Raw genomic sequence first — 21,101 nt, forward strand, 5'->3', positions numbered from 1 at the left:
AATTCGAAACTGATGAGAAATTATAAAGAATCCAAATGCTATCCGGTGATTGGCACTATTGCCAGAGAGTTAACGCTATCCCGTAGCACGGTCAAACGAGCTATGGCCGACCTTGAAAGCAGCGAACATCTGCGCAAGGAGTAGCGGTGGCAGGAAAACGGCGGCAAAAGAGCAATCTGTATTACATTAAGCAGCCGGATTCAAGTTGATAGTAATAAAAATGGCCTTCCCGTCAAGGGGAAGGCCTGTCCTTGCAACAACAATACACTTGTTTGTCAATCAAAACTTGTTAAATCAAAAGCAAATTCTCTGTGGTATAATATTTTATTCATTCAGTAAAATCAATGTCTGTAGATTATGTTCCTATTAAATTGCCAATTAGAAAATCCTTTATAAATATGTTTCATCAGCTGCAAGAAAAAAAGCCTTTTGGGTAGTTGGAGGCAAAAACTTTCCAAATTGCTATTTATAGATAGGAATAAGACCGGGGTATAATTTAGCTGGAGAGTGCTTGAATGGTATTCAAGAGGCCCTGGGTCCGAGTCCCATTATCTCCACTTAAACGCCGTGGGCTTGAAAGCTTGTGGCTTAAATTATAATTAATAGGGACAGGAAAGAAATCGAAAGAAGTGCGATGGAGAACGGTAGCGAGAGATTATAAATATAAAAAAGCCCGACTGAACAAAGCTCAATCGGGCAAATTTTATTAAGCCATAAATTATAATTCGGCAAAGTATTTAATTGTCCGAACCATCTGGCTTGTATACGAATTTTCATTATCATACCATGCTACTACTTTTACCAAGGACTTTCCATCAGGAAGCGAAGTGACTTTTGTTTGTGTAGCATCAAACAACGAACCCAATGTTATACCAATTATATCTGAGGATACCAATTGTTCTTCTGTATATCCAAAAGAATTAGAAGATGCCTCTTTCATAGCAGTATTTATGTCATCTTTCTTTACAGATTTATTGACGACAGCTACTAACTCTGTGACTGAACCGGCAGGTACCGGAACTCGCTGGGATACACCGTCTAGTTTTCCTTCTAATTTAGGGATCACTAACCCTATGGCCTTAGCTGCACCAGAAGAAGTTGGAACGATATTTAAGGCTGCTGCACGTGCTCTTCGTAAGTCACCCTTTGCATGTGGGCCGTCAAGGGTCATTTGGTCGCCTGTATAAGCGTGAATCGTTGTCATAAATCCTTTTTCAATTGGAGCCAATTTATCAAGTATATCAACCATCAAAGCTAAACAATTTGTTGTACAAGAAGCTGCTGAAATGACTGTGTCATTTTTGGTCAAGACAGTTTCGTTTACTCCATAAACAATTGTGGGTAAATCATTTCCTGCCGGAGCGGAGATAACAACCTTTTTAGCTCCTGCTGTAATATGAGCCCCCGCTTTTTCTTTCGATGTAAAAAACCCTGTACATTCTAAAACCACATCTACATCAAGCTCACCCCAAGGGAGATATTTGGGATCTTTTTGAGCATAAATTTTAATTTCCTTTCCTGCTACCACAATAGAACTTTCTTTCGCTTCTACTTTATCAGCTAAAGCGTAGCGTCCCTGCGCAGAATCGTATTTTAATAAATGAGCCAACATCTCTGGACTGGTTAAATCATTAATTGCTACTACCTCAAATCCTTCTGCGGAGAACATTTGCCTAAAAGCAAGCCGGCCAATGCGTCCAAAACCGTTAATCGCAACCTTTACTGCCATAATTTATTTTCCTCCTTGTTAGTTGAAAAGTCATTTAACACAGCTTTAATAGTAAAAAGCTGGCCGCCATGTTGATCTTATTCCTTTTGCTACGTTAATATTTTATAACTTGCAGTTCTATGGTACAATGTAATAAGCGAAGAATTTAACTATACTATCTGTAAGGAGGGTATTATGCCACAAATTGACCGTTACAAAAAAAGAACTGTTAATATAGATTTCTATGCCATAGAAGATTTTAAAGCACTTCCTTATCAGAATCGATTCACTATAGTATTTGTCACTAGTGGGAGCATAAAAGGAATGCTGAATAATCGACCTATTGCAATTTCTGCACCTGGAGTGCTTTGCTTGTCAGAAGTTGATGTGATACAAGTTTTTGAAAAAGAAAATGTATCAGCACAATCGTTTAGTTTTGATACGGATTTTCTTAATACAATACCGATTTCAAAAACAGAAGATTATCTTATGCCCAATCTAAAGATACAAACAGGATTACCTTTATTTCAAAGAGATAGCATTCATACAGGAGTACCCTCTATTAATACAAAAGCATATTCAAAATTATTAGATTGGTTTTTTATTATCGGTACGGAAGTGTTTGCTCAAAGCGATTCGCTTTGGGTTTGTAGAATCAAAAAAAATCTTATTCAAATGTTAGGCTTAATTGAAAGCTTAAATTCTGAAAACGGACAATCTCCTGTTGATATGACGTTAGAATATATACACACCAACTATGCTAATAAGGTTACTTTAGAAGATTTAACACAATGTGCTCACTTAAACCGTGTTTCACTCAATGAAATGTTTCATAAACGATGTAGCTGCACGGCAATGTCTTATTTATTATCATATCGATTAAAAGTTGCAGAAGAATTGCTCACCCATACTGGAATGAGCTTGAATGAAATTGCACGTTCAACAGGTTTTGAGTATGACACCTATTTTATTAAGCAGTTTACTACAAAAAAAGGAATGTCTCCTACAACATTCCGAAACACATCTCGTAAACTGGCAAGTTACTTATAGAGCTATGCTAGGATAATTTGATGTTCAAGGAAGTGTATGTTGTAACTTGGTAAAATATGATGTGGTTTTAGAATAAAGACACCTTGCACTAATTTGTATGGTTCCTACGATATTCACTTGGAGTCATATGATAAGTTTCTTTGAAAATACGATTAAAATGTTCGGGATTTAAATAACCGATAATTTCACAAATAGAAGAAATACTTAAATTTGTTGTTTTAAGGGCACGGCATGCTTTTTCCAACCGTATATTACGGATAAGCTGTATAAAGGTCTTTCCTGTATTATCTTTAACTAGTTTGCTGAAATGAGGAACAGAAAATCCAAAATGCTCAGCAGCGGAGGTAAGGCTAATATCCATAAAGTTCGCCTGGAAGTAATTTAAGATATCAAGTAATGCCAGATTTTGGTGAGTGGTGTTAAGGAAACTTTCCAGGTGGTTTTCATGATGCCGAAGAAGTAAAACCCAAAAGGTTAAGAGGTAACTGTCAAGCAGAGAATTCGAATATTTTTTATGACCGTAATATTCAATATAAATATCTTCAATAAGAGAGCGGATAACAATATCTGACTGGGTGTGGAACAGCAGATAATTGTTTTCCGTTTTTTCATATAAAGTATGGGAGAAAAAATTGGATAAAACGTTATTATTCGTAAACAATTCGAAAAATGTCGCATGGAAGGTACTGGACTTAATCATGACATTGATTATGACACTGTCATCAAATACGGCAATACTATGTTTCGTATTAGGGGGAATGATACACAAATCTCCGATCCGGCAGGTCTGCTCTTTCCCCTGAATTGTATTGATACAAGAGCCAGTATAAACATAAAAAAATTCATAGAACTCATGTTGGTGAAGATATTCTGGTGTATAGCGATTGTGCTTTGCAATGTTAATGTTTTGAAATTGAGATTTAAAGAATTCATTTTCGGATATATAAGGAAACCATGTATCGTGAAGGAATGGGACATAGAGTTGATGCTGTTCAATAAAATTTCGATCCAAAGAATCAACATATTGAGGGAATGTTTCCGGATGTAGGTGTTCTTCTTCGTAAAGGTGGCGATAAAAAAGTTCATCCGGTGTATAAGAAAGCATGAAATTTTTAAATTTGTCTTTGATTATTTTCATAGAAACACCTCTGCATTCTTTTCAATTATCTTAAGTATAACATCTTAAAAAATATCAAGTCAATATCATAAATTATTCAATAGAAAAAACAACTACGTAATGATATCATGGCCATACCAAATAAAGGGGAGGGTTTTCACGAGATGAATACAATAGAAAAAGATATGAAAAAAAGTCTATGGCGCCAGCGAATTGGATATGGTTCTTCTGACTTTGCATGCAATTTGATTTGGCAGGTTATTTCCTTATACCTGTTGTATTTTTACACCGATGTCATGCATCTCAATGCCGCAGCGGTAAGCGTGATGTTTTTGGTAACGAAAATTTTTGATGGTTTTATTGATTTGGCTGTGGGTTTTATGATTGACAGGACAAACACGAAGTGGGGGAAATCAAGGCCCTGGATTTTCGCAGGTGCCATTCCATTTGCAGTGACAGCAGTTCTGGCATTCAGTGTACCAGATATATCTCAGAAAGGAATGCTGATTTACGCTTATGTAACCTTTATATTGTTGTCTGTGGCGTACACAATGGTAAACATCCCCATGGCATCTATCTTACCGGCATTAACAGCAGATCCCAGAGAAAGAACTAACCTGGCAACCAGTCGTATCTTTTTTTCCTGTATAGGCTCAACTGTGGTATCAGCATTTACTCTTAAATTGGTGGATCGATTGGGAGGGGGAAATGAAGCCGTAGGTTTTCGGATTGTAATGCTGATATTCGGTGTCGTAGGCTGTCTGGTATTCTTTTTCTGCTTTTTTAATACAAAAGAAAGAATACGGATCAATGAGGAGAAAGTAAGTATAAAAGCAAGCCTAAGCTGTCTGATACATAATAAACCGTGGCTTCTCTTTGCAGCAAACATTATCTGGTTTTTCGGCGGGTTTGTGATCCAGGCGGGAGCAATCATATTCTACTTTACATATAATCTGGATAATAAAGAGCTTTCCAGTGTTGCCGCTACCATCACAACTTTGATACCAGTGGTTACAAATCTTTGTGTTCCATTTTTATCTCGTTTGACTACAAAAAGAAATTTAATGATCGTAGGATCCGTATTACATGGTGCTGGATTGGTGGTGGTTTTTATTGGCGGCAGTTTCATTCCGTTGGTGCTTTTGGGAGTGGTGGTTGCAGCTCTTGGCTATGGTCTAAAAGGAAGTATGCATTTTGCAATTCAGCCAGATCCTGTCGACTATGGAGAATGGAAATCCGGGATTAATATCTCAGGAACATTATCTGCGGTGAACGGCTTTATCGGTAAGGTGGGAATGGCAGTTGCAAGCTCCGTTGCAGCCGCAATGCTGGCTGCAAGTGGCTATGTTGCCAATGCCCCGGTACAGTCTGCATCAGCTTTAAATGCAATCAGTGCAATGTATATTTGGATTCCAATTGCAGCAAATGTATTAACAATTGTAACATTTTTATTCTATGACTTAGATAAGAAGCTACCAGATATTAATAGAGAGCTGGAAGCAAGAAGAAAAGAAAATTAGGAAGAGAGGGATATTGTGGCAGCAGTTAGTGTTGATTTAAATATGAAGAGAATTACAAATGATGTATTTGTGGAAAAGGCAATGAAGCTGGAACCAAAGCTGATAGAGAAACAAGTGAAACCAATAAAAATTGTGTCCATCAATAAATCTGGGAAAGTGGAACCAAGAGCAGAAATTGGTGAATTAGAGCTTTTTCCTTTAAAGAAAGGGGAATCCATTGTTCTGGATTTTGGTGACCATCAAGTAGGCTATGTCAGTTTAAAATTGAAATCCATAGGGAGTCCTCAGGATGCGCCGGCTTATTTAAGGTTGAAATTTGGTGAGGTTCCAAAAGAAATAACGGAAAATTCAGAGGAATATAATGGGTGGATCAGCCATAGTTGGATTCAAGAAGAATACATTCATTTGGATGTGCTGCCAACCTGGCTGCATTTGCCAAGGCGATATGCATTCCGGTTTTTGGAAATTTACGCGGTTGATACTTCTTTAAAATTTCAGGTTGTAGTGGAAGAAGTGGTTTGCAGAGCGATTTCGGCTGTAGATATGGAAGAGGTAGAGCCAATTTCTGCTTCAGAGCCAGTTCTGCAACGTATGGACAAAGTCAGTCTAAGGACTCTTCAAAATTGTATGCAGTCAGTATTTGAAGATGGACCGAAGCGTGACCGTAGACTTTGGCTGGGAGATTTAAGGCTTCAGGCTTTGGCAAATTATGCAACGTTTAAAGATTATGGATTGGTAAAACGGTGCATGTATTTATTTGCCGGACTTATCAGAGATGACGGAGCCATAGGAGCTTGTCTTTTTACAGAACCGGAGTATCTGGTGGATGATACGTTTATGTTTGATTATTCTCTGTTTTTCATTTCCACCTTAAAAGACTATTATGAAGCTACAAATGATATAAAGACGGTAGAAGAGCTTTGGCCGTCAGCATATCGTCAGATTGAATTGTCCAGAATGCGTTTCGATGAAAGAAACGTGGTTCAGGAGGGTGATAGTAACTGGTGTTTTGTTGACTGGAAAGAGGGGCTGAATAAGCAGGCCAGTGCGCAGGCAATCTACATATATGCGTTGAATGACGTTATTGTTCTGGCTGAGGCTTTAGACAAGGTTCAACTTGCAGATGAATTAAAGGAAGAAAGAAAACGGTTTGAGAGCGCAGCCCTTAATTATTTTTGGGATGAGGAACAAGGGGTATTTATCAGCGGAGAGAAACGTCAGATTTCATATGCAAGCCAGGTATGGATGGTTTTGGCTGGTGTAAAAGCAGGAGAGGAAGCCAGAATGCTGATGGATCGTATTGTGGAACTGAAACCAGAGATGGGGATGGTGACTCCATATATGAATCATCATTTTGTAGAAGCATTAATCCTCTGTGGAGAAAAGGAAAAAGCAATAGACTATATGAAATATTATTGGGGAGGTATGCTTTTACAGGGAGCGGATACTTTCTGGGAATTGTATAATCCGAATAACCCTCAGGAATCTCCCTATGGCTCTTCTGCAGTAAACAGCTACTGCCATGCATGGAGTTGTACCCCTGCTTATCTGCTTCGAAAATTATCAAATGAGGTGTGAGGATCAACCATTCCATAAGCTATCCCCTTTCATTCCAACACGGGTGGTTACAACCTGCATGGGAATTTTCAGCCTGAATTTGGAAGAAACACTTTTATTAGTTGCCAATACGGAGGATAAAGAGTTAGTGGATAAGAAATTTTCCAAATATATAATAGGCTGAGAGCCCAGCAGCAGTGACCAATATAAACAGACGCGAAAGTCCGCTAGAGACAATTGCGTCTGTTTTTCTAACCCAATGCCCAAGAATTTAAATTATGGCAAAAGTATATATCATTTTTTCCATAAATAAAAAAAGGTTCATTTTTCTGATAAAATCTTATGAAAATATCTGTATAAATAATAAGTAGAATGATATCAATGTAGCTGATAATGCTATCCATAATTTCAGAAAACTTCACTTCATGTACTTTTACATACTTATTCTTTGATTTCTATATTAATAAGGGAAAGGAGAGTATGATTAGCATTTTAAATACAATCATACAAAGTTAAAATGAAAAAACTGCTTATTTTTCCTCCTGGGTGGACACCTGTAGGGCCTTACTTAGCATTACCTATATTAAAATCATACCTAAAGGAGCGAGAAAATATAGATGTAAGCATTGTCGATTTAAATATTGAATTTTATGATGAAATGTTATCTGCAGAACGAGTAACTAAATCATTGGATATAATCACACGTGAAAAGTCATTAAAAGGCAGGGATCAATTAACCTTTGATTTAGTTAAGGAGTCCGCACTAAAAATTGAGCTTGCAAAATCAATCATCAGAGGGAAAGAATATTATGATTTGCAAAAGCGGGATTATGCTGAAAATATAATTAAAAACAGTTTATTTTTAATTAGCAAGTCCATAGACGGATGTACCATTGACTTAAATAAAATAGATTTAAAATATGGTTATAAACAAACCAATGATATTATGCAAGTAATTGATAATAGCAATATCAATCCTTTTATTGAGTTTTATAAAAAAGGGATCATTGAGAGAATAAACAAAGAAAAAATTGAATTCATTGGAATTTCAATTAGTGGGTCGTATCAACTCATTTCGGCGTTAACGTTATGCTTGCTGATTAAAAAAAATTGTAATAACGTCAAGCATATATCACTTGGAGGTAATTACATAACCAGGTTGGCAATACATAATTTTACGAATCGTCATCCATTTTACAAATATTTTGATTCTATTATGCTATATGATGGAGAGGCAGTTCTGCCACAATTAATAAATGCGGTTGAGAAGGGTGATAGCTTAGAGGGTATCAATAATTTATATTATATCCGTGAGCAAAATGAAATCTATAAGAATAATATAGTGGCAACGTCTATTGTCAATGATACAGTACCTGATTTTGACGGGTTTCAATTGGATAAATATTTAATGCCGGAATTAGTATTGCCAATATATACTAGTAGACAATGTTTTAACAAATGTGCTTTTTGTACAATTCCAAGTGCAACCAGTGGGAGATATCGTACCATACCAGTGGTCAAGGTCTTACAAAATATGAAAGAGCTTAATTCCAAATATCATTCACGTATTTTTTCTTTTGTCGATGAAACGTTTGAAGCAAGTAGAATGGTTGAACTTGCAGAAATGATAAATGAAGAGCATCTGGATTTCTATTGGCATGGTGAGACACGATTTAGTCCAACATTGACAGAAGAAAATTGTAATGCAATATATAAAAGTGGTTGTAGACAAATTCAATTTGGACTGGAATCATACAATCAACGTGTGCTCGATAAGATGAAAAAGAATGTAAAAATCCAATGGATTGATATGAACATACGTAATTGCTTAAAGAGCGGAATTCCAGTACATTTATTCTTTATGGTTGGCTTCCCTACGGAAACAGAAGCAGAAGCTCTGAATTCAATCAATTATACTACTATGATTTTGAATGAATCAAAAAATAAGTATAAAGTTCCTTATTCATCAAGAGGCTTTCAAGAGTTTGGTTTAGACATAGGTTCTGATGTATGGTATTATCCTGAAAAATATAGCATTAATAAAATATACCGTGATGGTCGGGGTGATCTATCTACTAATGTTCCCTTTGATATATTAGAAGGTCTATCAACAGAAGAGAGCATAAGATTAGTAAGCAAACATCAATTCGAGCATCAATCAGATAAGTTATTCACCCAGTATATGCTTTTACCAGAAAGATTGCATGTATCAGAAGTAAAGTGGATACTGGATTCTGTAAACAAAACAGAATATCATAATGTAAAGACGAAATTAATGTATGATATACGAAATGAAAATAAAGATTTGTATGTTAATTTAAATGAGCATGTTAGTTTTCAAAAAATCAATCATTATGATTTGGCGTTAGACAAGAGGTTTGTATTATATAATAGTATGAATCACCAGATTTTTTATCTGGATGATAAATATCAAACTATATTAGAGCGATTGGAAGAGGGAATATCCGTACAGGAGCTATTAACTAGTTCACAGGGTGAACTGTTGGATGAAATTAATAAAATGATATATTTCAATTTCCTTAATATCAGCAATAAGAGTCATAAAGATAAGTACTTGATTAATTATGAAAGTACTGATTGTATATTAAATGATCAATTTGTTGTTAAAGAAACAAATGATGCTGGTGTCATTTATCTTTTGAATCTAATTACTTATGATATGTGTAAAATTAACAAGCTCTCCTTTTTATTATTGGATTATTTCAAGAAGAGACATTCTCTGGAATGCCTAAAGGCAGAGTTAAAGAAAAATGATTTTGGTTTTAAAGGCAAAGATCTGGGAAATCTGTTTTCTATCATGCTTGATTCAAAGATCTTAATACCTTTAGAATAAATGAAGAGAGTGGAGGTGAATTTATGGACAAACAGTTACTTGAAATGCTAAAAGAGCTTGAAGAAAAAGAAATAATTGCCGAGAGTTTAGAAAATCAGGATTATGTAATGAAGTATGCAACTTAATGTTCTGAGCATTTCTTTAAGGTGCAAAATTTTAACAATGGTTTTTTAAAAAGAGTTGTTGCAAGAGTGGGTAAATCATCTACGATAGCAGCAACTCCTTTTTATATAGACAAAATAAAATCTGAATTACAGCTTATGCTTTATGATTAAATGTAGTTTCAGGTTTAATAATATGCAAACAAATGATATTTTTGTTTGCATATATATAGACATAATCAGAGAAAAGGTCTATAATCATATATAAGTTCATAAATGTAATAGATAGAATAGTGGTATTCATAAGTGTAGAAAAGTAGAAATGAAAAATTACTAAAAAGGGGCCAGGATAAGATGAAAGACCACGATGAAAGAAAATCGTTATGGCAAGTGACACAAACTGAGTTAACAAACGGTTTTTACGAAAATGATAATTTTGTATATTGTTTGATATGCAATGAAACCTTTACGAAAGGAGAAATATTTCAGCATAATAATCATTTATATGATGCGTACAAGATGATGAAAATTCATAATGAGGATAAGCATGGCTCCATGTTAGATTATCTACTGAATATGAATCCGAATTTTTTGGGAATTTCATCTACACAGCAATCCATATTAAAATTAATGGCAGAGGGGAAATCTGATAAAGAAATTAGTGAAGTAAAAGGTATCTCCTGCTCTACTGTGAGAAATCACCGATATAAGTTACATGAGTATGAGAAACAAGCTAAATTATTCTTAGCTGCTATGGATCTATTCAAAAAAAAGGAGGACTTTATGAAATCGGAAGAACCGTCATCTCAATTTTATGATGCTCATAAAACCGCTACAATGATTGATGATCGTTACAATGTCACTGTTGAGGAAAAGAAAAAAATGATAGCAAGATATTTAGATCAAAATGGCTGCATCAAACAGTTTCCTGCTAAAGAAAAGGGAAAAATCGTAATACTAAGGGAAATTGCAAGTAACTTTTCACCAGGAATACATTATAGTGAAGTTGAAGTCAATAATGTGTTAAAAAAGATTTACAGTGATTTTCCATATATTCGGCGGTTATTAATTGAATATGGTTTTTTAGAGAGAACGGATTCTTGCTCTGAATATTGGATCAAGGAGTAAGAGTATGGGGGAAGATAGGATATATAGAAAGAATATTATTTTGTTAATTATGGGAAGAGTAACTTCAAAGTTTGGAGTGGCTTTTTATCTTATTGTTTTACCGTTATTTATTTTAAAAAGCTCGGGAAGTTTAGCTTGGTCAGGTGTTTTTTTTACATTGTCTACTGTACCGGCAATTATTGTGACACCATTATTAGGATTGTTCGTGGATAGATTTAATAGGAAAAATATTATTATTCTGTGTGATCTGTCAGCAGGATTCTTATATTTTGTATTATTTGTCACTTACAATGTTAAAGATATTTATTCGGGGGTTTTATTGACCGTTACTATAATAATAAATATTGTTTCTAATATTTTTGAGATAGCATCTAAAGTATTCTTTTCGGAAATTGTTTCTTTGGAGACTATAGAAAGATATAATGGTATAAAAAGTTTTGGTGATAATGCTGCATCACTTATTGCTCCTGTATTAGGGACACTTACTTTTGGGTTATGGGGATTTAAAATAATATTATTAATTATGGTGATTTTATATGTTACGTCTGCTATATTAGAATATTTCATACAATACACGTCGTGTAAATCTGATGTTTCTGTAAAATCTAATTGGATGAAAGAGCTCACAGAAGGTATTCAATTTGTTCGGGACCATAAAGATATTTTATATCTGTTTATTTTAGTTATGTCCTTGAATTTTTTTGTAGGTGGTAGTGAGGAAATAATGAATCCAGGAATTTTAATTCAAAAATATAAAATATCTGATGTATTATTTGGTTTTACGTCCACGACGGCAATTTTAGGAACGATAATTGCGGGGTTCATCATCTTTAAAAACCGCAAAATTAAATTACAGAATTATATGTATTATTTTATTATAATTAATAGTGGATTGATGATGATTACTGGCGGATTATCTATAATATTGTATCCTTTACAAACTTTATATTTTTCTCTATTTCTAATAATACAATTATTAATTGGCTTTTTTACCACATGTGTAAATGTGCCATTAAATTCTTATTTTCAAATTCATACTCCACTGCAGTTTCAAGGCCGTTTTTTTGCTTTATTAGCATTTAGCTCTAGTCTATTTGTTCCGTTAGGGATTCTTTATTCCGGTTTTATTTCCAGTATAATAGGACCGGATGTCACTTATATCGTGAATAATATGTTTATTATATTTATTATTATGATTATATTGAAAAGAGGTAAAAGTAGGCTCATATATGAATAAATTAGCTAGGAGGTCATATAAGACATCTCTTTTAATAAACTATATAAATTTAATTAAGATCTAAACTTATGGAAGCATGGGGGGAATTGACTTGCTACATATTGCAATATGTGATGATGATCCAGTAACTTGTACTCAACTGGAAGAAATTATAATAGTATTTCAAAATAGTATGAGAAGAGAATTTGAGGTGGATGTTTTTTATTCAGGTGAAGAATTATATAAGTATATTATAAAAGAAAATTTCTATCATCTGATATTTCTTGGTATTGAATTTGAGACTATTAATGGCATAGAAATAGGACGAAAGATAAGAGAAGAAAGAAATGACAATATAACACAAATCGTATATGTTTCAGTAAAAGAAAGCTATGCTATAAAATTATTTGATATTCGTCCATTGAACTTTCTAGTGAAGCCTTTAAAAAAAGAAAAAATAAAGAAGGTTTTAAAAACAGCCATTATGTTGATTGATAATGAAAATCAATATTTTGAGTTTAAAATGAACCGAACTCATAAAAGAATACCTTTTAAGGACATTATATATTTGGAGAGTAATAGAAAAAAGGTTAAAATAATAGAAAAGGATGGAGAATATGAATTTTATGGAAAGCTAGAAGAAGCAATGAAGCAGCTTCCAGGTGAGAATTTTCTCCAAATCCATAAATCTTACATTGTAAACTATTCGTATATAGTCTCTTATCAATATAATTATATAGAAATGGTTAATAAAAGAATATTACCTATCAGCCAGCATAACAGAAAAGTTGTTGGAAATTGGCTAATTGAGCAAAAAAAAGAAGAGTAAAAAGATATTTTTTTTCCATTAAAGATCCTCGTGTAGTTTATTCAGCCACACGGGGATCTTTAAGTTTAAGTTTACTTAGACTACGCTTGCAGATGTAAGGCGATTTGCGTTTTCAATTTTCATGGTAATTTCAAGATAAGCGTTGACTTTCCTTATATCAACCTTAAATATAGAAAATGTTAGCTTTTTTATAAAACTTGCCTGTATTATATCTTTCTTTTATTTCAATGATAATATATAATCTAATTCATTAGCGACTTGAAAAGATAATAGTTCATAATAAGTTTATTAGTAGCTTAAGTAAAGAAGCTCCAAACCTATTATAATTGTAGGGATTGAAAGTCAGTATAATAAGGAGGCATAAGAATATAATTTATGAAAACAAGGGACAAACTACTAGCCATATTTGTTGTGCTACTATGGGGAATCAATTTTACAGTAATTAAATTAGGAGTCAATGAAATGTCGCCATTTTTATTGGTGGCATTAAGATATACCGTTGCCGCTCTGCCTGCAATACTATTTGTAAAACGGCCAGATATCAGTTGGAAATATGTTGTCCTTTATGGAATGACCGTTGGTGTAGGACAGTTTTCATGCCTTTTTTATGCATCAAATATAGGAATGCCTGCCGGTGTTGCATCAGTGGTCTTGCAGTCACAGGCATTTTTTACCATATTATTTGCAGGTGTACTGTTTAAGGAAAAAATCAGGAAGGGCCAAATTGTGGGACTTATCATTGCTGGAGCAGGACTTTATTTTATAAGCGGCAGCATAGGAGGCAATGGCGGCACTGCTGTACCGAAAGCGGCATTTTTTCTAACGATATTAGCGGCACTTTTCTGGGGAATTTCAAATATTGTAGTTAGATATGCGTCAAAAGAAGCAGAAGCACATGGAAAGAAATTAAATATGTTCAGCATGGTTGTATGGTCCAGTTTGGTTCCGCCAATTCCTATGCTGACAGCAGCAATCATTATTACTAAGCCCTTACAGGTCTGGAATCAGTTGACCGATATCAATGGGACAGCCATCTTTTCAATCGTATATCTGGCGTTGTGTGCAACTCTGATTGGGTATGGTATATGGAGTACATTACTCGCAAAATACTCCGCTGGAGAGGTAGCCCCTTTATCGCTCCTGGTTCCGGTAGCGGGTCTTATTACAGCACAGATCGTACTGAAAGAGAAACTGACAGCATTACAGTGGGTAGGAGGAATTATTATTATTTCAGGCCTGCTGATATCCAATTTTTCCCATTTACTATTAAACAAATTACATAAGAAATTATGAAAATCAAATAATTTTTGAAGTATATCAAGTTACTATTAAGTTTATATGTAACTTGATATACGAAAGCTATAGTTTTATATTGTTGGCAGGAGGTAATAAAAATGTTTCAGCCTGAACTAGAGAAGGATATTCGCTGCCCACTAGAATACAAATAGAAATTATTTGGCGGAAAGTAGAAATCTGGAATAATATGGGCACCAGACCAATGTTCTCATCTATGAGATAAATCAAGCTTCTAAAAAAGTTATCATTTATATTAATTAAATCGTAAATTGTAGTTAAGTCAATTGAATGTTATACTTTATTTAATATATGGGGAAGAGAATGGAGGCTATGATTTGAGTTCACAGAGTAAAAAAATAAAAGTACATAACTACACCTTTGCAGAAGCTTGTTCATCCATCATCAATGGAGTAATAAGCTTTTTTATTGTTTTGTTAGTGTTAGTATTTCCAATCATCTATCATAATTCTTACATAGATATTTTAGTGTTCAAATATCAATTCTATTGGGGCAGTGTTGTGGCTATGTTATCACTTTGTTTTATTCTTTCTCTAATTATGCTGGTAATCGATTACAAGAAATATAAAGGGGAGCATACAAAGATTCTTTTTACCAGGCTGCGTCCAAAGAACTGGAGAAAAACATTTCGTGCAGCTGATCGTTGGGCTATCATTTTTTTGATTATTCTCGTTATTTCAACTTTTCAGTCCGATTATTTTTATGAGTCATTCTGGGGAAATGAAGGACGATATTCTGGATTATTTTTAATGACACTCTATGTTGCATCCTATCTGATGATTAGCCGGTTTTGGAAGGCAAAGGAATGGGTACTGGATGTTTTTCTGGTCAGTGGTATGATGATATGTTTTGTTGGAATCACAGATTATTTTAGGATGGATGTCCTTAATCTTCATAAGTACATTGCGTATGAAGAATGGGATATATTTACCTCCACCATTGGAAATATTAATATGTATACCGGTTATGTTGCGCTGATTTTAGGTTCTTCAGCGACGTGGTTTGCTATTTCTATAAGTAGGATAAGAGTCATCTGGTGTTATCTCTGTATGGTAGTTAGCTTTTTTGCAATTATCCTGGGACGCAGCGATAATGGATATTTGGCGTTGGCGGCTTTGTTTGGATTTCTGCCTTTTCTATTATTCAGAAGTAAAACCGGGATGAAACGGTATTTGCTGATGGTTGCTACATTCGGTACCGTGGTGCTATGCATTATCCAAATGAACAAGGCTTACGGGGATACTGTGATTGGGCTTGATAGTTTGTTTCAGACATTGGCTGACTTTAAAGGTTTTATATACGTAGTGGCAGGGCTGTGGGCAGTATACGCTGCAGTTTATATCCTGATTAAAAAAAGCCAGAATAAGAATGAGGAAGTTGGACTGGGGTTCCTATATGGCTGGGCTGGACTGATGATACTTTCCATATTGGTTCTTGGCTTTTTGCTTTTTGATGCAAACGTGGCTGGAAATGCAGCAAGGTATGACTCTTTGGGGAATTATCTCGTATTTAACGATAGCTGGGGAACGGGTCGGGGGTATATCTGGAGAAAGTCAATGGAATTATATAAGGAATTTACTCCAATGCATAAATTATTTGGGCATGGACTGGATACCTTTGGAATACTGACTGTAACAAAAATCGGTGAAGAAATGCCACAACGCTTTGAAAATGCCCATAATGAGTATTTGCAGTACTTTATGACCATTGGTCTGACTGGTTTAATTGCTTATGTTGTTTTTCTTGGCTCAGCTATTCGCTGTATGTGGAAAAATGTGAAGACAAAGCCATATATAATAGCCTGTTGTTTTGCCGTGATATGTTATATGACTCAAGCAGTCGTGAATATAAGTGTAGTGATTGTAACTCCCATGATGTGGTTGTTGCTTAGCATTGGAATGGCAAGCTGTAAGAAAGGGTCTGATAATAGCATTAGGATATAAAGTATTCCCATAGTGAGTCATAATAATAGCTAGAGATTAGTCAGTTTGAAACTGGCGCAGATAAAATGCATCTTGAGAAGCCTTTAAAAGCTGATTCAGGATGCATTTTTTATGCCTTATTTTATTTTCTGGTTGATGATCGAACAATTAGATTTGGAAGAGTCACAAAGGATTGAACTTGAAGCCCCGGATTTTTTATCTTCCTCAATAAGATAGAAGCCGCCTGTTTTCCCATTTCATGGACATCTATATCAATCACAGTGAGAGGTGGATCAACGAGCTGTGAGAGAGGATAATCGTCAAATGTAATGAGTCCCATATCCTTTGGGATGGATAATTGATGTTTTTCTATTGCCCCAACAGCCCCCATTGCAATCTGATTATTCTCACAGATAACGGCATCGGGGAGAGTGGGTTGACTTAGGAGTTCTTCCATCATTAAAAATCCACTTTCTTTTGTATAGGTACCGTATTTTATAAAATCATCTTGTATGGTCAGTCCATTAATATTCATATACGATACAAAACCTTGCAGGCGGTGCCTTGATATTTCATCGCTTTTAGGCCCTCCGATAAAAGCGATCTGAGAATAGCCGCATTTTTCCAAATATTCCATTGCCATTTGTCCAGAAACGCGATTGTTGGTATCGATCCAGGAAGAGGGGCTGGCAAATGGGGGCCTCCCGATAATAATGTGTGGAAAGTTGTTTTTAGATAAAAAGTCAATCAATGCCCTTGAAGTGGCAGAGCCATGGACCAAAATACCATCAGCCGTGTTACAACCGACGATTTTATTCGCTGAATCAAAAGCATCTTGTTTGTCAGATACGCCTAAGAAAGACAGATTATAGTTTTTGTCTCGGATTACATTTTGTGCACCGCATAGAATTTCAAACATGTGAGGATTATGAAAGGCAGTATGTATTTCCGTAACAGCAAGAAAGATAATGTTGCCAGTACGTTTGCATTTGAAATTACTGGCTTGTGCATTGGGATGATAATTGAGACGTTTCATCACTTCCAAGACACGCTGAGTCGTGCGTTCTGAAATATAAGGCTTGTTGTTCAGGATTTTAGATACCGTAGCTGTGGATACTCCGGCTTCCCTGGCAACATCTTTTATTGTTACAGCCATTGGACACCCCTTTCTTAAACTCCATTAGAATAGTATATCGTTTACCTAAAAAAATCAAGCAATATGTATAAAAAAACTTTGTTATTAGGAGTGGTATTGTTATAATTTGCTTATAAATACCGGTATTTTATAAAATAGTAAACAACATATCAAGAATGGAGAAGGAAGGGGAAATGATAGTGAAAAAGATGTTAAAACGTATTGTAAGCTTTGTACTTTGTTTTATTATGACAATGCCGCTGTTACCTCCAATGGAGGTAAATGCAGCCGAAAGTCTTCGGGGAGAGTCTATTTATCAGATTATGGTTGATCGTTTTTATGATGGGGATAAAACGAATAATGCAACTGGAGAAGCTTTTCGATATGCAGAGAACTCAGAAGAAGATTATCGTTATATGCATGGCGGTGATTGGCAGGGAATCATAGATAAGATTTCTTACATTAAGGAAATGGGATATACCGCAATCTGGATTTCACCGGTGTCTGATCCGCAGCTATGGGGGATACCGGATTCCAGTGGCAAACAGTGGCCATCTGCCTATCATGGCTATAATGTATTTGATCCCAATCGAGCCAATCGCTATTTCGGTTCAAGAGATCCTCAGGCCAGCAAGGATAAGCTAAAGGAATTGGTAGATGTTTGCCATGAAAATGGAATTAAGGTCATTTTTGATGTAGTTCCCAATCATGTGGGAGATTATCTGCAGGGAATCGGAAGCAATGCGCATTATACCAACGGTACAGGATTAAAAGAGGGCACTCAGTTGCAGCCTGCGGCTCCGTTTAATAATGTCTCATGGTATCACAATAAAGGAGATATCAACTTTAACATAGAGCACCCTCATACATCAACAAGCACGCAGATGCTTGAAGATCATGACCTGGGTGGTCTGGATGATATTGACTTTGATAATAAGGATGCCAAGGGCGCAATGTTTGACTCTATAAAAAACTGGTTTACCTATACCGGGGCAGATGCGGCCAGAGTGGATGCAGCAAAATGTATGAAACCATCTGATATTCATGAATTACAGGAATATTTGGGAGTTGCAACCTTTGGCGAGAACTTTGATATGCATGTGGAATTTATTAAGGATTGGGTTGGAGATAACGCTGAAACAGGCATGCTTGATTTTCCCCTGTTTCAGGCTATTGTAAATGATTTTGCATATGGTAAGAATTTTAACAACACATCGGAAATATCACTTCAATCCATTTTAGCACAGGATTACCTTTATGGCACTCACCTGAATGATATGGTTACATTTATTGACAATCACGACAGAAATCGTTTTTTGACAGAAGCTGGAGGCGATGTTGATAAACTCCATAATGCATTGACGTTTATATTTACAGCAAGAGGAACTCCGGTGGTCTTTCAGGGAACAGAGCAAAACAGAGGAAATGCCAATGGTCAGGGGATCAATGGGATTGCAGATACCTGGAATCGTTGGTCCATGGTAACGAAGGATCAAAACGGCAATGTAATAAAAGATTATTTTAACACATCCACCAATACCTATAAGCTTATCCGGACTTTGAACGACCTTCGGGAAAAATATGAAGCCCTAAGCTTCGGAACACAACGTGAGATGTGGACTTCCATGCATACCTATGCGTTTTCAAGAAGAATGGACAGTGGAAAAAATGCAGGACAGGAAATAATTTGTGCGTTTCATAATTCCAAAGGCACCGATACTGAAACAATGTCTATACGTGCTGAAAGCTCCATAAGAGCAGGGACTACGTTAGTAAATGTAATGAATCCCAATGATAAAATAACCGTATCCCAAGATAAGAAAGTAACAATAACCCTTACCGGAGACACTTCCAAAATATATGTGGTTGATGAAAATGCAGGTAATACTATTCCGGTGACTATTCATATTCGCAATGCGTCTACGGACTGGGGACAGAATGTTTATATTTTAGGAAACTGCGCAGAACTTGGAAACTGGGATCCAAACAAAGCAGCAGGGCCTGCAGCCTGCCCCAATTATCCTGAGTGGAATTTGACCGTATATATTCCGGCAGGTCAGAAAATTGAGTTTAAAGCAATTAAGAAGAATGCGGCAGGCAATGTCATTTGGCAAAGCGGAGATAATCGCAGCTATACGGTGCCAGCGTCGGGGGCAGGGACAGTGAATATAGACTGGTAAAAGATTCGTAACATAATTTCAAAATTTTGAATGGAGGGCATGAGAATTGAAGAAGATGGCACTGGTTTTGTGTATTGCAATCACTGCTGCAATGTTTACAGGATGTAGTAAAAATACGGACAGCGTTGCGGCAAAGCAGGGGAATACGGAGGCACTCAATACCATCCGTATTTGGCATGATGGAGATAAGGCTATGATACAGTTGATGGAAGATCATCTAAATGAAGCTTTAAGTGATGATGGAATCACTGTAAAATTCGAGCAGAAGAGCGGATTAACAGATCAGATTAAGCTATATGGAAGCGATGAGGTGAATGGACCGGATCTGTATATGTATGCCCATGATTCTCTTGGAATGTTCGTGGAAATGGGAGCTTTGGCACCGATCACGGATGTGATTGACAAAGCTGTTTATGCGGATATGCTTCCCATGACGCTGAAAGCAGGGAATTATAAGGAGGCTCAATATCTGATGCCGGTCTACTTTGAAACACTGCTTTTTATTTACAATAAGGATTTATGGGAGGGAGAAGTGCCTTCCACCACAGAAGAACTTTATTCCTACATGAAAGACCATACAGATGCCACTGCTGGAACTTATGCTTTAGTGAACCAACATTCAACTGCTTATAATGTAGCTCCCTTTATAAACGGATTTGGCGGATTCATTATCAATGAGCAGGCGAAGTCAGGACTAAATGATAAAAAGACCATGGAGGCAATTGAATATAATAGAAAGTTTGCCAAATTAGAAGCGGACGGGGACTATAATACGGTGAATGCTCTGTTTAAAGACGGAAAAGCCGCGGCAATTATTGGCGGACCATGGCTGATATCAGGCGTGAAAGAAGCTAAAATCAATTATGGAATAAAAGCCTTATGTGATTTTACGATGCCAAACGGTAATGCACTGGTGCCATATTCAGGCGTCCAGGGAATTGGTGTTATGAAGCATGCAGCGGAAACTAAAAAAGAAGCGGTGGAAAAGGTGCTGAAAGAAATTGCTGATCCCCAGCTTGGAATTGATCTGGCAGAAAACTCAGGCTGCGCTCCTGCGAATCAAAAATCCTATGAAAATCCAACGGTGTCAAAGGATGAAATGATAGCTGCTATGAGAAAGACTGCTGATATTGCTCAGCCTATGCCAAACATTCCCCAAATGAGCGTAATGTGGGGGCCAGCAGAATCACTTCTTGCGGCAGTCAATAAATCAGGCAAAGATTTAAACAACGTTGCGGATGAATATCAGAAGCAGGCAGAGACTGCAATCGCAGATATGCAATAAAAGTGTAAGTACGCGGGAAGATAGCAGAGGATGCTTTTATAAGCTCTTTGTATGACCGGTTAACTTGTTTTAAATAGTTAATCGGTCATACAGAAGAAAACTTGTCTTACGATTATGTAGAGACACCTTACCTGTCCTTTTTTATAGGACAGATTGCTGCAGATTGGGGATATAGGAGTAGGCAA

Annotated in this window: 15 protein-coding genes and 1 tRNA gene; 13 read left to right on the forward strand and 3 right to left on the reverse strand. The window is 35.9% G+C overall.

Going from position 1 to position 21,101, the window contains the following annotated elements; all coding sequences use genetic code 11:
* The first annotated feature begins 12 nt into the window (after positions 1 to 12).
* Positions 13 to 144: a helix-turn-helix domain-containing protein gene (locus T546_RS26295; protein WP_334291580.1), complete on the forward strand. Its 132-nt coding sequence runs from the start codon at positions 13 to 15 to the stop codon at positions 142 to 144.
* Between the two features lie 342 nt (positions 145 to 486).
* Positions 487 to 557, forward strand: a tRNA-Thr gene (locus T546_RS0102310).
* A gap of 161 nt (positions 558 to 718) precedes the next feature.
* On the opposite strand, the gene gap is transcribed toward T546_RS0102310, so the two are convergent.
* Positions 719 to 1,729 (reverse strand): type I glyceraldehyde-3-phosphate dehydrogenase, encoded by a 1,011-nt coding sequence (gap, locus tag T546_RS0102315; protein WP_026890231.1) that lies wholly within the window; start codon positions 1,727 to 1,729, stop codon positions 719 to 721.
* Positions 1,730 to 1,903: 174 nt separating this feature from the next.
* Between gap and T546_RS0102320 the strand changes: the two genes are divergently transcribed.
* Entirely contained in the window at positions 1,904 to 2,758 is an 855-nt protein-coding gene (locus tag T546_RS0102320) for a helix-turn-helix domain-containing protein (protein ID WP_026890232.1), read from the forward strand.
* Between the two features lie 88 nt (positions 2,759 to 2,846).
* Here the strand turns inward: T546_RS0102320 and T546_RS0102325 are convergent, their stop codons facing one another.
* Positions 2,847 to 3,896 carry an AraC family transcriptional regulator gene (locus T546_RS0102325; RefSeq protein WP_026890233.1) on the reverse strand — a complete coding sequence of 350 codons (1,050 nt, stop codon included), beginning with the start codon at positions 3,894 to 3,896 and terminating at the stop codon, positions 2,847 to 2,849.
* 143 nt (positions 3,897 to 4,039) lie between these two features.
* Between T546_RS0102325 and T546_RS0102330 the strand changes: the two genes are divergently transcribed.
* The 8 genes from T546_RS0102330 to T546_RS0102380 all read left to right on the forward strand — a co-directional run bounded on the left by T546_RS0102330 (position 4,040) and on the right by T546_RS0102380 (position 16,337).
* Positions 4,040 to 5,395: a glycoside-pentoside-hexuronide (GPH):cation symporter gene (locus T546_RS0102330; protein WP_026890234.1), complete on the forward strand. Its 1,356-nt coding sequence runs from the start codon at positions 4,040 to 4,042 to the stop codon at positions 5,393 to 5,395.
* Between the two features lie 15 nt (positions 5,396 to 5,410).
* Entirely contained in the window at positions 5,411 to 6,973 is a 1,563-nt protein-coding gene (locus tag T546_RS0102335) for an alpha-L-rhamnosidase-related protein (protein WP_026890235.1), read from the forward strand.
* A 496-nt stretch (positions 6,974 to 7,469) separates the two neighbouring features.
* A complete protein-coding gene (locus tag T546_RS22645) occupies positions 7,470 to 9,806 on the forward strand; it encodes a B12-binding domain-containing radical SAM protein (RefSeq protein WP_051629537.1) in 2,337 nt (778 codons plus the stop codon).
* A 455-nt stretch (positions 9,807 to 10,261) separates the two neighbouring features.
* The gene (locus tag T546_RS0102360) at positions 10,262 to 11,035 is read left to right on the forward strand and encodes a DUF2087 domain-containing protein (RefSeq protein WP_051629539.1); all 774 of its coding nucleotides are present in this window, start codon (positions 10,262 to 10,264) and stop codon (positions 11,033 to 11,035) included.
* A gap of 4 nt (positions 11,036 to 11,039) precedes the next feature.
* Positions 11,040 to 12,272: an MFS transporter gene (locus tag T546_RS0102365; protein WP_026890237.1), complete on the forward strand. Its 1,233-nt coding sequence runs from the start codon at positions 11,040 to 11,042 to the stop codon at positions 12,270 to 12,272.
* A 76-nt stretch (positions 12,273 to 12,348) separates the two neighbouring features.
* A complete protein-coding gene (locus tag T546_RS0102370; protein ID WP_034597470.1) occupies positions 12,349 to 13,080 on the forward strand; it encodes a LytR/AlgR family response regulator transcription factor in 732 nt (243 codons plus the stop codon).
* A gap of 375 nt (positions 13,081 to 13,455) precedes the next feature.
* Complete coding sequence (locus T546_RS0102375) at positions 13,456 to 14,373, forward strand: EamA family transporter (RefSeq protein ID WP_026890239.1); 918 nt, start codon at positions 13,456 to 13,458, stop codon at positions 14,371 to 14,373.
* 338 nt (positions 14,374 to 14,711) lie between these two features.
* Positions 14,712 to 16,337, forward strand: a complete 1,626-nt coding sequence (locus tag T546_RS0102380) for an O-antigen ligase family protein (RefSeq protein ID WP_026890240.1) — start codon at positions 14,712 to 14,714, stop codon at positions 16,335 to 16,337.
* Between the two features lie 121 nt (positions 16,338 to 16,458).
* Here the strand turns inward: T546_RS0102380 and T546_RS0102385 are convergent, their stop codons facing one another.
* Positions 16,459 to 17,472 carry a LacI family DNA-binding transcriptional regulator gene (locus tag T546_RS0102385; protein ID WP_026890241.1) on the reverse strand — a complete coding sequence of 338 codons (1,014 nt, stop codon included), beginning with the start codon at positions 17,470 to 17,472 and terminating at the stop codon, positions 16,459 to 16,461.
* Between the two features lie 173 nt (positions 17,473 to 17,645).
* Between T546_RS0102385 and T546_RS22650 the strand changes: the two genes are divergently transcribed.
* Both T546_RS22650 and T546_RS0102395 read left to right on the forward strand, forming a co-directional pair.
* On the forward strand, positions 17,646 to 19,631 hold the full coding sequence (locus tag T546_RS22650) for an alpha-amylase family glycosyl hydrolase (RefSeq protein ID WP_051629543.1): 1,986 nt from the start codon (positions 17,646 to 17,648) through the stop codon (positions 19,629 to 19,631).
* A 55-nt stretch (positions 19,632 to 19,686) separates the two neighbouring features.
* Positions 19,687 to 20,916 carry an extracellular solute-binding protein gene (locus T546_RS0102395; protein WP_242842177.1) on the forward strand — a complete coding sequence of 410 codons (1,230 nt, stop codon included), beginning with the start codon at positions 19,687 to 19,689 and terminating at the stop codon, positions 20,914 to 20,916.
* The last annotated feature ends 185 nt before the right edge of the window (positions 20,917 to 21,101 follow it).

It is taken from the genome of [Clostridium] aerotolerans DSM 5434, from assembly GCF_000687555.1.
GTDB classification, from domain to species: Bacteria; Bacillota; Clostridia; order Lachnospirales; family Lachnospiraceae; genus Lacrimispora; species Lacrimispora aerotolerans.